Origin of the sequence: Kribbella sindirgiensis (assembly GCF_004331435.1) — a bacterium.
In the GTDB taxonomy this organism is placed as follows: Bacteria; Actinomycetota; Actinomycetes; order Propionibacteriales; family Kribbellaceae; genus Kribbella; species Kribbella sindirgiensis.
This window is the reverse complement of record NZ_SJKA01000005.1, coordinates 1-17323: the sequence shown is the minus strand read 5'-3', so window position 1 is coordinate 17323 and position 17323 is coordinate 1. Positions and strand designations below refer to the sequence as shown.

The 17323-nt window shown below is 69.6% G+C and carries 15 protein-coding genes; 13 read left to right on the top strand and 2 right to left on the bottom strand.

Going from position 1 to position 17323, the window contains the following annotated elements; genetic code table 11:
* Nucleotides 1-123 precede the first annotated feature (123 nt).
* The 7 genes from E0H50_RS15140 (at nucleotide 124) to E0H50_RS15110 (ending at nucleotide 8349) form a co-directional block, all read left to right on the top strand.
* Nucleotides 124-909: an ABC transporter ATP-binding protein gene (locus E0H50_RS15140; RefSeq protein ID WP_131288650.1), complete on the top strand. Its 786-nt coding sequence runs from the start codon at nucleotides 124-126 to the stop codon at nucleotides 907-909.
* Nucleotides 906-1727, top strand: a complete 822-nt coding sequence (locus tag E0H50_RS15135) for an ABC transporter ATP-binding protein (RefSeq protein ID WP_131288649.1) — start codon at nucleotides 906-908, stop codon at nucleotides 1725-1727. Before E0H50_RS15140 ends, E0H50_RS15135 begins: the two co-directional genes overlap by 4 nt.
* Entirely contained in the window at nucleotides 1724-3562 is a 1839-nt protein-coding gene (locus E0H50_RS15130; RefSeq protein WP_131288647.1) for an AMP-dependent synthetase/ligase, read from the top strand. Before E0H50_RS15135 ends, E0H50_RS15130 begins: the two co-directional genes overlap by 4 nt.
* Nucleotides 3559-4446, top strand: a complete 888-nt coding sequence (locus tag E0H50_RS15125; protein ID WP_131288645.1) for a branched-chain amino acid ABC transporter permease — start codon at nucleotides 3559-3561, stop codon at nucleotides 4444-4446. Before E0H50_RS15130 ends, E0H50_RS15125 begins: the two co-directional genes overlap by 4 nt.
* Nucleotides 4443-5546: a branched-chain amino acid ABC transporter permease gene (locus E0H50_RS15120; protein WP_131288643.1), complete on the top strand. Its 1104-nt coding sequence runs from the start codon at nucleotides 4443-4445 to the stop codon at nucleotides 5544-5546. The genes E0H50_RS15125 and E0H50_RS15120 overlap by 4 nt, the downstream gene beginning before the upstream one ends.
* Nucleotides 5547-5555: 9 nt before the next feature.
* Nucleotides 5556-6857, top strand: coding sequence for an ABC transporter substrate-binding protein (locus E0H50_RS15115; RefSeq protein ID WP_131288641.1), 1302 nt, complete (start codon nucleotides 5556-5558; stop codon nucleotides 6855-6857).
* Between the two features lie 91 nt (nucleotides 6858-6948).
* A complete protein-coding gene (locus E0H50_RS15110; protein ID WP_131288639.1) occupies nucleotides 6949-8349 on the top strand; it encodes an alkaline phosphatase PhoX in 1401 nt (466 codons plus the stop codon).
* 545 nt (nucleotides 8350-8894) lie between these two features.
* Here E0H50_RS15110 and E0H50_RS15105 read toward each other — a convergent pair.
* Both E0H50_RS15105 and E0H50_RS15100 read right to left on the bottom strand, forming a co-directional pair.
* Nucleotides 8895-9308 carry a ferritin-like domain-containing protein gene (locus E0H50_RS15105; RefSeq protein WP_131288637.1) on the bottom strand — a complete coding sequence of 138 codons (414 nt, stop codon included), beginning with the start codon at nucleotides 9306-9308 and terminating at the stop codon, nucleotides 8895-8897.
* Entirely contained in the window at nucleotides 9305-9862 is a 558-nt protein-coding gene (locus E0H50_RS15100; RefSeq protein WP_131288635.1) for a cell division protein FtsK, read from the bottom strand. The genes E0H50_RS15105 and E0H50_RS15100 overlap by 4 nt, the downstream gene beginning before the upstream one ends.
* A 139-nt stretch (nucleotides 9863-10001) precedes the next feature.
* Here E0H50_RS15100 and rimP point away from each other — a divergent pair, with 139 nt between their 5' ends.
* The 6 genes from rimP to truB all read left to right on the top strand — a co-directional run bounded on the left by rimP (nucleotide 10002) and on the right by truB (nucleotide 16669).
* A complete protein-coding gene (gene rimP / locus E0H50_RS15095) occupies nucleotides 10002-10547 on the top strand; it encodes a ribosome maturation factor RimP (protein ID WP_131288633.1) in 546 nt (181 codons plus the stop codon).
* A gap of 1 nt (nucleotide 10548) precedes the next feature.
* Entirely contained in the window at nucleotides 10549-11541 is a 993-nt protein-coding gene (nusA, locus tag E0H50_RS15090) for a transcription termination factor NusA (RefSeq protein ID WP_131288631.1), read from the top strand.
* A 45-nt stretch (nucleotides 11542-11586) separates the two neighbouring features.
* The gene (locus tag E0H50_RS15085) at nucleotides 11587-11892 is read left to right on the top strand and encodes a YlxR family protein (protein ID WP_131288629.1); all 306 of its coding nucleotides are present in this window, start codon (nucleotides 11587-11589) and stop codon (nucleotides 11890-11892) included.
* A gap of 134 nt (nucleotides 11893-12026) precedes the next feature.
* Complete coding sequence (infB, locus tag E0H50_RS15080) at nucleotides 12027-15233, top strand: translation initiation factor IF-2 (RefSeq protein WP_131288627.1); 3207 nt, start codon at nucleotides 12027-12029, stop codon at nucleotides 15231-15233.
* 96 nt (nucleotides 15234-15329) lie between these two features.
* Complete coding sequence (rbfA, locus tag E0H50_RS15075) at nucleotides 15330-15770, top strand: 30S ribosome-binding factor RbfA (RefSeq protein ID WP_202868161.1); 441 nt, start codon at nucleotides 15330-15332, stop codon at nucleotides 15768-15770.
* 8 nt (nucleotides 15771-15778) lie between these two features.
* A complete protein-coding gene (gene truB / locus E0H50_RS15070) occupies nucleotides 15779-16669 on the top strand; it encodes a tRNA pseudouridine(55) synthase TruB (protein ID WP_131288623.1) in 891 nt (296 codons plus the stop codon).
* The last annotated feature ends 654 nt before the right edge of the window (nucleotides 16670-17323 follow it).

Sequence of the window (17323 nt, the reverse complement as noted above, 5' to 3'; positions counted from 1 at the left end):
CGGTCGGTCACGGTTGCGTAGCTGTGTCCGATTTCCGGGCTGCGAGGACTTCAATCTTGCCACCGGTGCTGTCACACTCACTCGCCAAGATGCTGGTTGGGGAACCTCCACAAAGGGGGCCGGGTGCTGGCGGCGAAGAATCTCGAGGTCGTCTACGACGATGTGATGCTGGTGCTGCGGGGCGTCGGCCTCGAGGTTCCGCAGGGGCGGATCGTCGCGCTGCTGGGGGCGAACGGCGCCGGCAAGTCCACCTTGCTGCGCGCGTTCTCGGGGCTGCTCGACGTCCATGACGGCGCGGTCCGGCGGGGGGCGGTCACCCTCGACGGAGAGCCGATCCACACCTACGGCGCCAGCCGGATCGCTGCCCTGGGCATCAAGCAGGTGATGGAGGGCCGGCGTATCCTGGCCGACCTCACGGTCGAGGAGAACCTGCGGATCGGCGGGCACGTCAGCCCGCGGTCGATCAAGGCGAACCTGGACCGGACGTACCAGTTGTTCCCGGTGCTGGCCGACCGCCGCCGCCAGCTCGCGGGCTACCTGTCCGGCGGCGAGCAGCAGATGCTCGCGATCGGCCGGGCGCTGATGTCGGATCCGAAGTACCTGCTGCTGGACGAGCCGAGTCTCGGCCTGGCGCCGATGATCGTCCAGCAGATCCGGGACGTGATCGTGCAGATCAACCAGGACGGTACGACGGTTCTGCTGGTCGAGCAGAACGCGGCGATGGCGTTGTCGATCGCCGAACACGGTTACGTGCTGGAGAACGGCACGATGGTGATGGACAAACCCGCCGCGGAACTGCTTGCCGACGGCGACGTTCGCGAGTTCTACCTCGGTCTCGGCGCCGAAGGCTCCGCGAAGTCCTTCCGGGACGTCAAGCACTACCGCCGCCGGAAGCGTTGGCTCTCATGACGGCGACCGACGCGCGGCAGAGTGCGAGCACGGAGGAAGCGACTCCGGTGCTCACCTTCGAGGACGTTGTGCTCGGGTTCGACGGGGTGACGGCCCTCAACGGGGTGAGCTTCACGGTGAACGCCGGCGAGCTGTTCGCGGTGATCGGGCCGAACGGCGCCGGCAAGACCTCGATCTTCAACGTGCTGTCCGGCGTCTATCGGCCGCAGCAGGGCACCGTCCGGTTCGGTGCCGAGGACCTGATCGGCCGTCGCCCGCACGCGATCGCGCGCCTGGGTGTCGCCCGGACCTTCCAGAACATCGAGCTGTTCTCCAACCTGACGGTGCTGGACAACCTGATGCTCGGCCGGCACCTCCATCACCCGTACGGCGTCCTCGCCGCGTTCGCGTGGCTCGGCAAGGCCCGGCGCAACGAGCTCGCGAACCGCCTCGCCGTCGAGGAGATCGTCGACTTCCTCGAGCTCGCCCCGTGGCGCCGGCTCCCGGTCGGACTGCTGCCGTACGGCATCCAGAAGCGGGTCGAACTGGGTCGCGCGCTCGCGTCCGAGCCGAAGCTGTTGCTGCTGGACGAACCGGTCGCCGGGATGAACCTGGAGGAGACCGAGGGCATGGCCCGGTTCATCCTCGACATCCGCGACGAACTGGGGTTGCCGATGGTGATGGTCGAGCACGACATGGGCCTGGTGATGGATCTGGCCGACCGGATCATGGTGATCGACTTCGGCAAGCCGATCCGCACCGGTACGCCGCGGGAGGTGGCGACCGATCCCGACGTGGTGCGCGCCTACCTGGGCGAGGAACACCGGGTGACGCCATGAGCACGATCGCCACCCGGGTCCGGGAACGGGCCCGGAAGACCCCGGGCGGAATCGCCTTGCGGGAAAAGGATCTGGGCATCTGGCAGCAGGTCAGCTGGCTGCAGTACTGGGACACCGCCGAGTTGGTCGGGCACGCGCTGATTGCCCTCGGCATCGAACCTGGCGACCGGGTCGCGATCCACTCGGAGAACCGGCGCGAGTGGCTCTACACCGATGTCGGCACGGTCGCCGTCCGCGCCGCCACCGTCGGCCTGTACCCGACCAACCCGGTCGCCGAGGTCGGCTACCTGCTCCGGCACTCCGGGGCGAAGGTGCTGATCGCCGAGGACCAGGAGCAGGTCGACAAGGCGCTCGCGGTCGACGACCTGCCCGAGCTGCGGCACATCGTGTACGTCGAGCCGCGCGGCATCCGCTACCGGTACGACGACCCGCGGCTGATCGCCTGGCCCGACTTCCTTGCCCTCGGCACCGAGCACCGCGCGGCCCACCCGAACGCCGTGGCGCAACGGATGATCGACGCCCGCCCGGACGACGTGGTGACGCTGATCTACACCTCCGGGACCACCGGACCGCCGAAGGGCGTGATGCTGACCGGCGCGAACGTCGACTTCGCGATCCAGGAGCTGGTCGAGCGCGGCGGCTTCACCGCGCCGCCGCCGTCCCCGCGCGACAGCGTGCTGTCCTACCTGCCGTTGTGCCATGTCGCCGAGCGGATCTTCAGCGGCTGGTTCGGCGCCGGGGCCGGCGTCTGCGTGCACTTCGCCGAGTCGATCGAGACGGTCGCGACCAATCTGCACGAGGTACAGCCGACCGTCCTGTTCGGCGTACCGCGGATCTGGGAGAAGATCGCGGCCGGTGTGCAGATCCGGATCGAGTCCGCGGACCCGGTCAAGCGCCTGGTCGGCGGCTACTGGTTGCGCCGGGCCGACTGGATCGGCGGCATCCTCGCAGCCAACGGCGGACGGCACACGGCGGCCTCGCGAGCGGTCTACGCTATCGGCTGGTTGTTCTGCTACCGCGCGCTGAAGGATCGCGTGGGCCTGCGCAAGGTCCGGTACGCCGCCTGTGGGGCCGCGCCGATCGCGCCCGAGGTCCTGCGGTTCTTCATGGGACTCGGCCTGCCGATGCACGAGGTGTACGGCATGACCGAGAACACCGCGGTGGCGACCGCCAACCGTCCGGGCCGGGTCAAGGTCGGCACGGTCGGCGAACCGCACGAGGGCGTCGAGGTACGGATCGACGAGAGCACCGGCGAGATCCTCACCCGCCATCCGGGGACGTTCGCGGGCTACTGGCAGGACCCGGAGGCGACCGCGAAAGTGCTCGGCCCGGACGGCTGGCTGCACACCGGCGACGTGGGGGAGTGGGTGGACGGTACGCACCTGCGCATCACCGACCGGATGAAGGACATCATCATCACCGCGGGCGGCAAGAACGTCGCGCCGTCCGAGCTCGAGAACGCCCTGAAAGCCTCGCCGTACATCAAGGAAGCCGTCGTGATCGGCGACCGGCGCAAGTTCCTCACCGCGCTGATCGGCATCGAGCCGGACACGGTCGGGCACTGGGCGCAGGTCCGCCGCCTGCCGTACTCGACGTACGGCGACCTGTCCGCGAAGCCCGAGGTGATCGGGCTCGTGCAGGGCGTCGTCGACGAGGTCAACGAACGGTTCGCCACCGTCGAGCAGGTGCGGTCGTTCCGGCTGCTGCCGAAGGTGCTGGACCACGAGGACGGCGAGCTGACCGCGACCCAGAAGGTCAAACGCACCGCGGTCGCGACCGCGTTCGCCGGCCTGGTCGAGTCGATGTACGGCGGGTACGGCGGGGGTGCCCGATGAACGAGTTCGTCGCCACGGTGGTCCGCGGTCTCGGCAACGGGTCCATCTACGCCCTGCTGGCACTGGGTTTCGTGATCGTCTACAAGTCCATGCGGGTGATCAGTTTCGCCCAGCCGGCGTTCATGATGGCGGGCGCCTTGCTGACCGGCTATCTGGTGCTGTCGATGAACTTCTTCGTCGCCGTCCTGGTCGCGCTGCTGCTGACCGGGCTGCTCGGCGCCGTGGTCGAACGGCTGGCGTTGCGGCCGATGATCGGCAAACCGGTGTTCGTGATCGCGATCATCACGCTCGGCGTCGACATCGTGATCCGGACGGTGGTGAACTCGTTCATCGGCCTGGACATCCGGCAGATGGGTGATCCGTGGGGGCTGCGGCAGGTCGACGTACTGGGTGCCAAGATCGACCAGCGGCATCTCGCGACACTCGTGACGACCCTGATCGTGGTGGCCGCGCTGTTCGCGTTCTACCGCTGGTCGCGCACCGGCCTGGCGATGCGCGCGGCCTCGTCGGACCAGGAGGTCGCCCTCGCACAGGGAGTCTCGGTCGGGCGGGTGTTCTCGCTGTCCTGGGCACTCGCGGCCGCCCTCGCCGGGCTGGCCGGGGTGTTCCTGTCGACCGGCATCGGCCTCGAGCAGAACCTCTGGCTGACCGCGCTCAAGGCGCTGCCGGTGATCATCCTCGGCGGCCTGGATTCCCTCGGCGGCGCGGTGGTCGCAGGGCTGACGATCGGCGTGATCGAGGCGCTCGTCGGCAGCTACGGCGACAACCTGCACCCGGTGTTCGGCGGCGACTTCTTCCTCGTCGTCCCGTACCTGCTGATGCTCCTCGTCGTGCTCGTCAGACCCTACGGACTCTTCGGCACGCGCGAGGTGGAGCGAATATGAGTCGACCACTGCTCTACCTGTCCTACCAGCAGGACACAGCCTTGCTGAACACGCCGGGGAAGCGGTTCTGGACCTCGGTGCTCGGGATCGTGGCGGTGTCGTTGCCGTTCCTGCTGACCGACGACCTGCTGGTGGTCCTGGCGACCGCATGTGTGGCGTCGATCGGGGCGATCGGGCTGAACCTCGTCACCGGGTACGCCGGGCAGGTGTCGCTCGGGCACGCGTTCTTCCTCGCCATCGGCGCCTATACGGCGGCGGCGTTGTCGGGGGATCCGGACAGCACCCGGCTGATCGGCTTCGGGATCACCTCGGTACCGATCTGGCTGCTCGCGGCCGGTCTGGTCGCGGGACTGGCCGGGTTGATCGTCGCGCCGCTGGCGGCCCGGCTGCGCGGGTTGTACCTGGCGGTGGTGACGCTGGGTCTGGTGTTCATCGGCGAGCACGTGTTCAAGCACTGGCGCGATCTCACCGGGGGCGTCGGGGTCGGCCGCCCGGCCGCGGTACCGGAGCTGTTCGGGATCCAGTTCGCGGTGGACGGGTCGCTGTTCACCAAGGCGCAGAAGCTGTACCTGCTGATGCTCGTGCTGCTGGTGATCTTCGGCGTCCTGGCCCGGAACCTGGTCCGCTCCCGGATCGGCCGGGCGCTGGCCGCGGTCCGGGACCGGGACCTGGCCGCCGAGGTGATCGGGGTCGACGTGACCCGCTACAAGATGATCGCGTTCGCGGTGTCGTCGTTCTACGCCGGCGTCGCGGGCGCGCTGCTGTACGTGATGATCGGCTTCGTCGAACCGGGGTCGTTCAACCTCGGCATGTCGGTGCAGTACATCGCGATGGTGCTGATCGGAGGGGTCGCCACCATCTCGGGTTCGGTACTCGGCGCGCTGTTCATCACGCTGTTGCCGCGGGTCACCCGCGAACTCCCGGCCGTGCTGCCGTTCATCAGCAGCAGTTCCGCGGCCGGCGGGATCACGGTCTTCCAGGTCGAGACGATCCTCTACGGCCTGCTGATCATCGCCTTCCTGATCTTCGAACCGCGTGGGCTGTTCGGGATCTGGATCCGGCTCCGCACCTATTGGAAATCCTGGCCGTTCTCGCACTAAGGAGTTTCGATGAGCATTCGGAGGGGAATCGCTGTCGCGCTGGTCGCGGCGATGGCCGTGCTGGTGGGGTGCCGGAACGACGCCCCGGAGACGCAGCAGGGCGGGTCGGGCGTCAAGTTCGACGTCGGGGTCACCGCCGAGCCGTGCCCGGCCGCGGTCGACAAGACCAAGGGCTGCATCTACCTCGGTTCGATCTCGGACCTGACCGAGGGCCCGTTCAAGGCGCTCGGCGTACCGATCACCGAGAGCCAGAAAGCGTTCTGGCAGCGGGTCAACAAGGCCGGCGGGATCGGGGCCTACGAGGTCGACGTGACGAAGTACGTCAAGGACAACAAGTACAACCCGCAGATCCACAACGAGGTGTACTCCGAGATCAAGCCCGACGTCCTGGGGCTGGCTCAGACCCTCGGCTCGCCGACCACGGCCGCGATCCTCGGCGACCTGAAGGCCGGCGGGATGATCGGCGTACCGGCGTCCTGGACGTCGGCGTGGGCGTTCGAGGACGTGATCCTGGAGTCGGGGACGAACTACTGCTTCGAGTCGATGAACTCGGTCGACTTCGCGGTCGAGACGCTGAAACCGAAGAGCGTCGCCGCGGTGCACTTCCCGGGTGACTACGGCGACGACGCCGCGGCCGGGACGAAGATCGCGGCCGAGGCCAACGGGCTGAAGTTCACCGACATCCCGACCGCGCCCGGGCAGGAGAACCAGGGCGCGGCGATCCAGAAGCTGCTCGCGGCCAAACCCGATCTGGTCATCCTGACCACCGGCCCGACCGAGGCGGCCACCATCGTCGGCGGCGCCGCGCAGAACGGGTTCAAGAGCCCGTTCATCGGCACCAGCCCGACCTGGAACCCGGCCCTGCTGAAGAGCCCGGCCGCGCCGGCCCTGACCGCGCTCTACCGGCAGTCCGGACCGTGGGCGCCGTACGGCGCCGACACCCCGGGGCACAAGGCGCTCGGGGAGTCGATCAACCAGGAGACCTTCAAGGCCGCACCGAACGACGGCTACACGGCCGGCTGGGTGTGGTCGTACCCGCTGAAGGCCGCGCTGCAGAAGGCGGTGGACTCCAAGGACCTCACCCGGGCCGGGCTGCTGGCCGCCGTGAAGTCACTGGAGACCGTGGACTACGAAGGGATGCTGCCGGCCGAGGCGGGCCGCTTCAGCGGCGAGCCGAACGAGCGCGTCTTCCGCGGCAGCATCATCTCGAAGGTGGACCCGACGGCGCCGACCGGCGTCAAGGTCGAACGCGACTTCTTCACCGGCAAGACGGCGAAGGCGTACGACTTCACCAAGCCTTGCTATCAGTGACGGCACACGGGTTCATCTTGTAGGCGTCTGCCGTTCACCGTATGTTCACCGGTGACCGGCAGATCCTTACGCCCACGAGGAGGCCCTACCCGTGTCCGTTCACGAGAATCCCCTGTCCCGGCGGCAGTTCGTCACCCGAGCTGCCGCGGCCGGTGTCGCGGTCAGCGTCGCGGGCTCGGTGGAGGCGTTGTACACCGCCCAGCCCGCGCTCGGCACATCCGGCCCGAAGATCGGCTACGGACCGCTGATCGAGGACCCCGACGGCATGCTCGACCTGCCGCGCGGTTTCAGCTACAAGATCCTGTCCCGCGAGGGCACCGTCCGTCCTGACGGCCTGAAGACGCCGAGCCGGTTCGACGGTATGGGCGCCTTCGCGGACCGGCACGGCGGCGCCCGCCTGGTCCGCAACCACGAGTGCAGCCCGACCGCCACGATCAAGGTGGTCGCGCCGCCGGAGCGCACCTACGACCCAGGTGGCGCCGGCGGCACCAGCACGCTGGTCGTGGACCGGCACAACAACGCCACGCAGGAGTTCGTGAGCCTCGGTGGTACGGCGATCAACTGCTCCGGCGGCATCACGCCGTGGCGCACGTGGCTGACCTGTGAGGAGACCGAGGCGAAGGCCGGGACCACCGGCTACACCAAGGACCACGGCTTCATCTTCGAGGTCGACCCGTACGACGACCGCCGCAACCAGAACCCGGTCCCGCTGACCGCGATGGGCCGGTTCCAGCACGAGGCGGTCGCGGTCGATCCGGCCACCGGGATCGTCTACGAGACCGAGGACGCGTTCGTCGCGCCGCTCGGCGGGTTCTACCGTTTCCTGCCGAACCGTCCGCGCGGTGGATGGGGTTCGCTGCGGGCCGGTGGGGAACTGCAGGCGATGTACATCCCGGGGCTGCCCGACCTGTCCGTCGTCCAGGAGGCGGGAACCCAGTTCGGCGGAGTGCAGTGGATCAAGGTGCCCGACCCGCTGGCCACGACGGAGTCCGTCCGCGCGCAGGACTACGGCAAGCCGATCACCGGCGGTTACAAGCTCGAGGGCTGCTGGTGGGGGACACAGGACCGCTGCGTGTACTTCGTCTCGTCGTTCGCCCGCACGGAGCTCGGCCCGAAGGTCAATCACGACGGTCAGGTCTGGCGGTTCGACCCGCGGAAGAAGACCCTGCGCCTCGAGGTGATCTTCACCCGGCCGTCGCCCGGATCGGACGACCCCGAGTTCGACGCCCCGGACAACATCACGATGTCGCCGTACGGCGGGCTGATGATGTGCGAGGACGGTCTCGGCGAGCAGCACATCCTCGGCACCACGGAGGACGGCGAGGTCTTCAAGTTCGCCCGCAACCGGGTGAACAACGGCACCCCGGAGGACCCGGAGTACGGCGAGCTGGCCGGGGCCGGCTTCTCCGCCGACGGCCGCACGATGTTCTTCAACGTCTACACCCCCGGCATCACCTACGCGATCACCGGCCCCTGGCGCCGGAGGCGCTGACCCACCCCGCTCCGTCGAGGAGATATTTGGCTCTCCGGCTGGCCTGACCGAGCGCGACGAGAGCTCCCGCATACGAGGGGATATCCGTCGGTGTTGTGGCTTCTCCGTTGGTATGCGAGGGGAGGAGCCACAACACCAGGGGATATCCCGTCTCGTGCCGGAGGTATGGGTGTTGTGTGGCCGGCTGGGTGATCGGGTTGGTGGTGGCACGGACCTGGCGGCCGTGTGATGTGCAAGTTCGACAGGTAGTGCACCGGCGAGACGGTGTACGCACGAACACGTTCACGCTCAGGCGCACTACCCGGCCACCTGACACGTCCTGTCGAGCTGCGGATCACACCAGGCCCGGCGCGCCCTGGAACCCGTCGACCACCCAGTCACAAGAGCCGGGATATTTCCTTGGTCCGCCAGGCAAATGATGGGTTCGTGACCCTGAGAATGGGTCCGGAACCCCTGATTCGATGGGTATGCCAGGCAAATTGGACTCAGCGGTCGGCTCGGGTCGGTGGGGCCGCGCCCGGCGGGCGTGGTGGGGCGGGAGCGGGTCAGGGGGTTGCGCCGGGGAAGGCTACGGGCGCGCCGCCCCAGGTGAGTTGGCTGGTCGCGTACGCGACCAGGGTCTCGATGGCGAACGCTCGGACGGCGGGTTGTTCGGCGGCCTCGACGAGGTCGCCGTACACCGCCGCGATCCGGCGCTCGATCACCAGGATCAGCGCGGTCGCCGTCGCGGTGTTGGTGACCGGCCGAGGGAGGTCGTACGCCGGTTCGGCCGCGACCGGGGTCTCACCGGCGGCGACCAGCAACGCGCTCAGGTGGTCGCGGTTGTCGCGGTGACTCTCGAACGTGTCCGTCGCGGAGCGGTACCGCGCCCCGCTGAGCTTGCCCCCGGCCACGCCTACGCCGTACATCGCTGCGTGCTCACCCGCGAGCGCCGCCTGCAGGGCTTCGACCTGATTCACGACGCGTCCTTCTTCTTGGGGGCGAGAGTCGCGGACAGTTGGGTCTCGGCCGCGGCGATCTCGGCGAGCAGGCGGGCCGGGGCGCCGGACAGCTTGACCGCGGCCGCGGCATGCGTGACGGCGGCGGCCTTCTCCTGCTGGGCGATCGCGGCCAGCGCGGCCCGAGAGTTCGAGCCCGCGGCGACGGCCTTGGACGCCTGCGCGGTCACGCCCTGGGTCTCCTTGAGCTTCGCCAGGTGGCTCACGTGGTACTTCGCGCCCGCGGCGAGCTGAGCCCGCAACACCGGGAACTTGCGGCTCGCGGTTGCGTAGAGCTGTGACAATTGAGTCACCTGGGTCGCCACGGTGCTGAGCGCCGCGACGACGGCCGGGTCGACGGTCGGTGTCTCCTCGGTCGGCCCCGGTGCCGTCGGCGTGCCGTTCACGGCGCCCTTCGTGCCCGGCGTACCGGCTCCGGAGGCGGCGTCGTCCTTGCAACCGGCCAGCGCGACCGCGCCCGGAACCAGGGCGGCGGTGACGAAGACAGTACGTCGGTTCAGGCGGCGTTCAGGCACGGCGGAACGATACCTGCTGACCGGCCCGGGAGAGCCGATGACCGGGATCGGGGCACCGGGCGGATAGGGTGGGCTACTGCTCTCGGCCGGACCGCCGGGATCAGAACGGGTGCACAACTGGAGAGAGGCAGGTCAACCTGTGAGCCGAAAGCCGGGCCCCACGAGCCACACGGACACCACGAGCCTCGAGAACTTCCTGCGGCCGATCGTCGAGCAGTTCGGCTGCGACCTGGAGGCCGCGGACGTCACGCCGGCCGGACGCCGCCGCCTGCTGCGCGTCCTGGTCGACCGCGACGGCGGCATCAGCCTGGACGACGTCGCCGAGGTGACCCGGGCCATCTCCAAGGCGCTCGACGCCGACGACATCATGGGCGAGGGCGCCTACACGCTGGAGGTCTCCAGCCCCGGCGTCGACCGCCCGCTCACCCTGCCCCGGCACTGGCGCCGCAACACCGGCCGGCTGGTCGCGGTCACGCTGACCGCCGGCGGGAAGCTGACAGGGAGGATCAAGTCCGTCTCCGAGGAGGCGGCCGAACTGGACGTCGACGGCAAGCGGCAGAGCGTCGCGTACGCCGACGTGGCCAAGGCCAAGATCCAGATCGAGTTCAACCGGACCGCCGGCAACGACACTGAGCCATCTGACGATGGAGAAACACCTGCCGACGGCACGGTGGAGGAGAACTGACATGGACATCGACATGGCCGTGCTGCGGTCGCTGGAACGGGAGAAGGACATCTCCCTGGACGTGGTCGTCGAGGCGATCGAGCAGGCGCTGCTGGTCGCGTACCACCGCACCGAGGGCGCCCAGCAGCACGCCCGCGCCGAGCTGGACCGCAAGACCGGGCACGTGACCGTCTTCGCCCGCGAGCTGGCCGAGGACGGCACGCTGGCCCGCGAGTACGACGACACCCCGCACGACTTCGGCCGGATCGCGGCCACCACGGCCAAGCAGATCATCCTGCAGCGGCTGCGCGACGCCGAGGACGAGGTGCGGTACGGCGAGTTCTCCGGGAAGGAGGGCGACATCGTCTCCGGTGTCGTCCAGCAGGGCCGCGACCCGCGGTCGGTGATGGTCGACCTCGGCAAGATCGAGGCCGTGCTGCCGGCGCCCGAGCAGGTGCCGGGGGAGAAGTACGAGCACGGATCCCGCCTGCGGGTGTACGTCGTCGGCGTCCGGAAGGGCTTCAAGGGCCCGCAGATCACCGTCAGCCGGACGCACCCGAACCTGGTGAAGAAGCTGTTCGCGCTGGAGGTCCCGGAGATCGCCGACGGCACCGTCGAGATCACCGCGATCGCCCGCGAGGCGGGGCACCGGACCAAGATCGCCGTCCGCACCCTGAACCCGTCCGTGAACGGCAAGGGCGCCTGCATCGGGCCGATGGGTCAGCGGGTGCGCAACATCATGCACGAGCTGCACGGCGAGAAGATCGACATCATCGACCACAGCGACGACCCGGCCACCTTCGTCGGGAATGCGCTGTCCCCGGCGCAGGTTACGTCGGTCGAGGTGGTCGACGCCGCGGCCCGTGCGGCGCGCGTCGTCGTACCCGACTACCAGCTCTCGCTCGCGATCGGCAAGGAGGGGCAGAACGCCCGCCTCGCCGCCCGGCTCACCGGCTGGCGGATCGACATCCGGCCGGATACCGATGTGACTCGGGATAGCGAGAAGGTAGACTGATTTCTCGGTCGGTCGACTGAGTCGCAACCACACCCAGAGGAATAAGTGACAGACGCGCGTCCTGGCAAGGTTCGGGAGCGCACCTGCATAGGGTGCCGGAAGCGGTCCAGTCCGACTGACCTGCTGCGGATGACGGTGTCCGGAGGGCCAGGAAATCTCACGGTTCTCCCGGATCCCGGGCGTCGGGCACCTGGTCGTGGAGCGCATCTGCACCCCACGGCGGAGTGCTTCGAGCTGGCTGTCCGGCGCAAGGCGTTCCCACGGGCCTTCCGGGTCCTGGGGCCGCTCGATGTCACCGGGCTGCACGACTACCTCGCGCAGCGTGATAATCAAGATGTACACACGGTCTGACCGGACCGTGTGACCGACATGAAGGCGGGTCATCGACTCATGACCACTCGATGAGTGTCTACCGATGAGTGCAAAGCGATGAGCACGTACGTCAACTAACGGTCCGCGCCCAGGCTCGGACCAGAGGGAGAGTAGTGGCAAAGGTCCGGGTCTACGAGCTCGCGAAAGAGCTCGGAGTTACCAGCAAGGTCGTTCTGACCAGACTGAACGACATGGGCGAGTTCGTCCGATCGGCGTCCTCGACGATCGAGGCACCAGTAGTCCGCAGGTTGGCGGAGGAGTTCGAGAAGAACCCGCCGAAGAAGCGTGCGGCCAAGAAGGCCGCCGCCAGCACGTCTGCCGCGCCGCAGGCGACCGCACCGGTCGCACCGGCGCCGAAGCCGGCCCAGCCGGCTGCCCCGAAGGCTCCGGCCGAGCGCACCGCGCCGGCCGCTGAGGTGCGCACCGAGGCGGCTCCGGTCGCCGAGGCGCCGGCCGCATCGACTGCGGCCCCGGCGGCCGAGTCGGCGCCGGCGAAGTCGGCCCCGGGGATCAAGCCGGGACCGCGTCCGGGCCCGAAGCCGGGTCCGCGCCAGGAGTCCGCTCCGGCCGAGCCGGCCGCGCCTGCCCCGGTGGAGTCGGCTCCGGTCGAGTCCGCTCCGGCGGCGAAGGCGGAGAGCCCGGCGGCCCCGTCGTTCGAGGCTCCGGCCGCGAAGGCAGGCCCGTCGGCACCGGCGCCGGCGCCGCGTCGTACCGGTGGCGACTCCGCGGCCCGTCCGGGTCCGCGTCCGGCTCCGGGTGCGAGCCCGCGTCCGGGCGGCCAGGGCGGCAGCCAGGGCTCCGGCCCGCGTCCGGGTGGCCAGGGTGGTCCCGGTTCCGGTCCGCGTCCGGGTGCGCCCCGTCCGGGTGCCCCGCGTCCCGGCGCGCCCCGTCAGGGCGGCCAGGGTGGCGGCGGCCCGCGTCCGGGTGCCCCGCGTCCGGGCAACAACCCGTTCAGCTCGACCCAGGGCATGCAGCGCGGTGGACCGCGCCCCGGCCCGGGTGGTGGCGGCGGTGGCGACCGGCAGGGCGCTCCGAGCCCGGCCGGGATGGCTCCGCGTCCGCCGCAGGGTCGCGGTGGCGAGCGGGGCGGCGAGCGCGGCGGTAGCGACCGTCCGCGTTCCGGTGGTGTGCCGGGCGCCCCGCGTCCGAACCCGGCGATGATGCCGAAGTCCTCGGCCGGTACGTTCACCGGCCGTCCCGGCGGCGGCTCCGGCGGTCCCGGTGGCGGTGGCGGCGGTGGCCGCGGTCGTCCCGGCGGCGGTCCGGGTGCCGGTCCGCGCGGTGGTGGCGGTGGCGGCGCCGGTGGCGGCTTCCGTCCCGGTGGCGGCGGCCCGAGCGGCCCGCCCGGTGGCGGCGGTGGCCGTCCGGGTCCGGGCAACCGCGGTCGTGGCGGGACGCAGGGTGCCTTCGGGCGTCCGGGCGGTCCGGCGCGTCGTGGCCGCAAGTCGAAGCGGGCCAAGCGCCAGGAATTCGACAACATGCAGGCTCCGGCCGTCGGCGGCGTGCGCGTCAAGCACGGTGACGGCGAGGTCGTGAAGCTGCCGCGTGGCGCGTCGCTGACGGACTTCGCCGAGAAGGTCGGAGTCGACCCGGCGTCGCTGGTCCAGGTGCTGTTCCACCTCGGTGAGATGGTGACCGCGACCCAGTCGGTGAACGAGGAGACGCTCGAGCTGCTCGGTACCGAGCTGAACTACGACGTCCAGATCGTCTCGCCGGAGGACGAGGACCGCGAGCTGCTGCAGTCGTTCGACATCGACTTCGGTGCCGACGAGGGCGACGAGAGCGACCTGGCTCCGCGGCCGCCGGTGGTGACCGTCATGGGTCACGTCGACCACGGTAAGACGAAGCTGCTGGACGCGATCCGGATGGCGAACGTCCAGGCCAAGGAAGCCGGCGGTATCACCCAGCACATCGGTGCGTACCAGGTGACCACCGAGGTCGACGGCCAGGAGCGGGCGATCACCTTCGTCGACACCCCGGGTCACGAGGCGTTCACCGCCATGCGTGCCCGTGGTGCGCAGGCCACCGACATCGTCATCCTGGTGGTCGCGGCCGACGACGGCGTGATGCCGCAGACGATCGAGGCGCTGAACCACGCCCGGGCGGCGGGTGTCCCGATCGTGGTCGCGGTGAACAAGATCGACGTCCCGGCGGCGGACCCGACCAAGGTGCGCGGTCAGCTGACCGAGTACGGCCTGGTGCCCGAGGAGTACGGCGGCGACACGATGTTCGTCGACGTCTCGGCCAAGTCCCGGATCAACATCGACGGCCTGCTCGAGGGCGTCGTACTGACCGCGGACGCGGCGCTGGATCTGCGGGCCAACCCGAAGATGCACGCCGAGGGCATCGCCATCGAGGCGAACCTCGACAAGGGCCGTGGTCCGGTCGCGACCGTGCTGGTGCAGCGCGGAACGCTCCGGGTCGGCGACTCGATGGTGGTCGGTCCGGCGTACGGCCGGGTGCGGGCCATGCTCGACGAGCACGGCGACCCGGTCGAGGAGGCGACGCCGTCGCGTCCGGTCCTGGTGCTCGGTCTGACCGCCGTACCAGGTGCGGGTGACAAGTTCCTGGTCGTCGAGGACGACCGCCGCGCCCGGCAGATCGCCGAGAAGCGGGAGGCCCGCGCCCGGGCGGCCGCGAACGCCAAGCGTCGCGCCCGCCGTACCCTCGAGGACTTCATGGCCTCGATGGAGAAGGGCGAGAGCCAGGAGCTGCTGCTGATCCTCAAGGGCGACGTGTCCGGTTCGGTCGAGGCGCTGGAAGACGCCCTGGTCCGGATCGAGGTCGGCGACGAGGTCAACCTGCGGATCATCGACCGTGGTGTCGGTGCGATCAACGAGAACGACGTCAACCTGGCCATCGCGTCGAACGCCGTCATCATCGGCTTCAACGTGCGGCCGGCGGGCAAGGCCGGGGACCTGGCCGAGCGCGAGGGCGTGGATGTCCGGTACTACTCGGTCATCTACTCGGCGATCGACGACATCGAGGCCGCCCTGAAGGGCATGCTCAAGCCGATCTACGAGGAGGTCACCCTCGGCCAGGCCGAGATCCGGGAGATCTTCCGCTCCTCGAAGGTGGGCAACATCGCCGGTTGCTGGGTGACCAGCGGCCTGCTCAAGCGGAACGCGAAGGTCCGGTTGATCCGGGACGGCGCCGTGGTCGTCGACAACACCGAGCTGTCGTCGCTGAAGAGGTTCAAGGACGACGCGTCCGAGGTCCGCGAGGGCTTCGAGTGCGGTCTGACCATCAACAACTTCAACGACATCAAGATCGGCGACGTCGTCGAGGCGTTCGAGCTGCGCGAGAAGCCGCGCAGCTGACACGTAGGCGGTGACCCGGTGCGGGTCACCGAGGAGTAGCGTCCGGAGAGACTGCGGTCTCTCCGGACGTTGTTCATGATGAGGGAGTGAGCCCTGATGGGTGAAGCAAGGGCGAAGCAGCTGGCCGACCGGATCCAGGTGCTGGTCGCCGAACTGCTGGAGCGCCGGGTCAAGGACCCGCGGCTCGGGTTCGTCACGGTCACCGACGCGCGGCTGACCGGCGATCTGCGCGAGGCGAGCGTCTTCTACACGGTGTACGGCGACGAGCAGGCGCGCGCGAACACGGCGGCCGCGCTGGAGTCGTCGAAGGGCTTGATCCGCAGCGAGGTCGGGAAGGCGCTCGGGTTGCGCCACAGCCCGAGCGTGGCGTTCTTCCTGGACGCCGTGCCGGAGAACGCCGGCCAGATCGAGGAACTGCTCGAGAAGGCCCGGATGGCCGACGCCGAGGTGGCCAAGGCCGCCGCGGGCGCGAAGCCGGCCGGCGACGCGGACCCGTACAAGCGCCCGCACGACGAGGACGACGACGAGCAGGACTGAGTACTGCGTTGAGCCTTGACTTCACGTCGACGTCGGACGGCATTGTCGTCGTCGACAAGCCCGCCGGGCTGACCTCGCACACCGTCGTCGCCCGGATCCGCCGGCTGGCGGGGACCCGGAAGGTCGGCCATGCCGGCACGCTGGACCCGATGGCGACCGGTGTGCTGGTCGTCGGCCTGAACCGGGCGACCCGGCTGCTCGGCCACCTGCAGCTGGCCGACAAGTCGTACGACGCGACGATCCGGCTCGGCGCCACGACGACGACCGACGACGCCGAGGGTGAGATCACCTCCACGGTGCCCGTCGACGGCATCACCGCCGAGGCGATCGCGGCCGCCGTCGACGGGTTCCGCGGGGACATCTCGCAGGTCCCGTCGACGGTGTCGGCGATCAAGGTCGACGGGAAGCGTGCGTACGACCGGGTGCGGGCGGGCGAGGAGGTCGTGCTCAAGGCCCGGGCGGTGACCGTGTCGCGCTACGACATCCTCGACGTCCGCGCCGCCGCCGAGGGCATCGACGTCGATGTCTCCGTCGACTGCTCCAGCGGCACGTACATCCGTGCCCTCGCCCGTGATCTGGGCGCCGAGCTCGGCGTCGGCGGTCACCTGACGGCGCTGCGCCGTACCAGGGTCGGATCGTTCGGTCTCGAGACCGCCCACACCCTGGAGTCCCTCGCCGAGTCCTTCGACTGGCTCCCGATCGCGGATGTTGCCGCCGGCACCTTCCCGCGGTACGACGCCGACGACGCCCAGGCAGCCGCGATCCGCACCGGCCGCCAGCTCCCGGGCATCGAGCTCCCCGCCGGGCAGACTGCGATGTTCGCCCCGGACGGCACCTTCCTGGCCCTCTACGAGCCACACGGCCCGGTCGCCAAACCCACCGCAGTCTTCGTCAGCTGACAGGTTTCTGTCGCTCTTGTGGCTGATGTGTGGTTGGCCGGGGCGGTTGTGTATGTGTTCTGGACAGGACGTGTCGAGTGGCTGGGTAGTGCACCTGAGCGTGATCGTGCCCGCATGTACGGCGTCCCACCGGTGCTCACCTGTCGAGCCGCCCCCGGCACCCCGCACAAACCCCGTCGCCGCTGTCGCTCCCCAAACCAGTTCGGGGAGCCGGCGGACCGCAGGTACCGCCGGTTCCTCGAGTCGTGGATTTCGGCGACCGAACGGAACCTCGATTCACGACTCGTGGTTCCCGGCGCCGACCAAACGCCACGACTCGGTGTGATCACCCCGGACAAGGCAGTCGTTCTGCGTCGGCCGGGCCGGCGCCTCACCGCATGGGTGTTCTGCACCACCGAGGGAGCGCCACCCGCAGGGGCGGCGGGGCGGCGGTCGGGAGGGGGACAGGTAACGGCGACCGGGCACAGGTAAGAGCAGGTGCCGACCCACCATTGCATGTGTCACCACCCCAGATCGGGCTGATCACCACCCGCACGTCGGACGGAAGAGCCCTTTTGAGTTCCTAAGGGATGTCAAGCCGCCGACGGATTCGTAGACTTGGTGTTGGCGGGTCGGGATGCTGGAGCGCTTTGCGACTCCTTCTGCTCCCGGCCC

What these genes read in the sequence shown, in the direction of transcription:
- E0H50_RS15115 (WP_131288641.1), top strand. Translation starts at nt 5,556, where the DNA reads ATGAGCATTCGGAGGGGAATCGCTGTCGCGCTGGTCGCGGCGATGGCC.
- nusA (WP_131288631.1), top strand. Translation starts at nt 10,549, where the DNA reads ATGGACATCGACATGGCCGTGCTGCGGTCGCTGGAACGGGAGAAGGAC.
- E0H50_RS15130 (WP_131288647.1), top strand. Translation starts at nt 1,724, where the DNA reads ATGAGCACGATCGCCACCCGGGTCCGGGAACGGGCCCGGAAGACCCCG.
- rbfA (WP_202868161.1), top strand. Translation starts at nt 15,330, where the DNA reads ATGGGTGAAGCAAGGGCGAAGCAGCTGGCCGACCGGATCCAGGTGCTG.
- E0H50_RS15120 (WP_131288643.1), top strand. Translation starts at nt 4,443, where the DNA reads ATGAGTCGACCACTGCTCTACCTGTCCTACCAGCAGGACACAGCCTTG.
- E0H50_RS15135 (WP_131288649.1), top strand. Translation starts at nt 906, where the DNA reads ATGACGGCGACCGACGCGCGGCAGAGTGCGAGCACGGAGGAAGCGACT.
- E0H50_RS15125 (WP_131288645.1), top strand. Translation starts at nt 3,559, where the DNA reads ATGAACGAGTTCGTCGCCACGGTGGTCCGCGGTCTCGGCAACGGGTCC.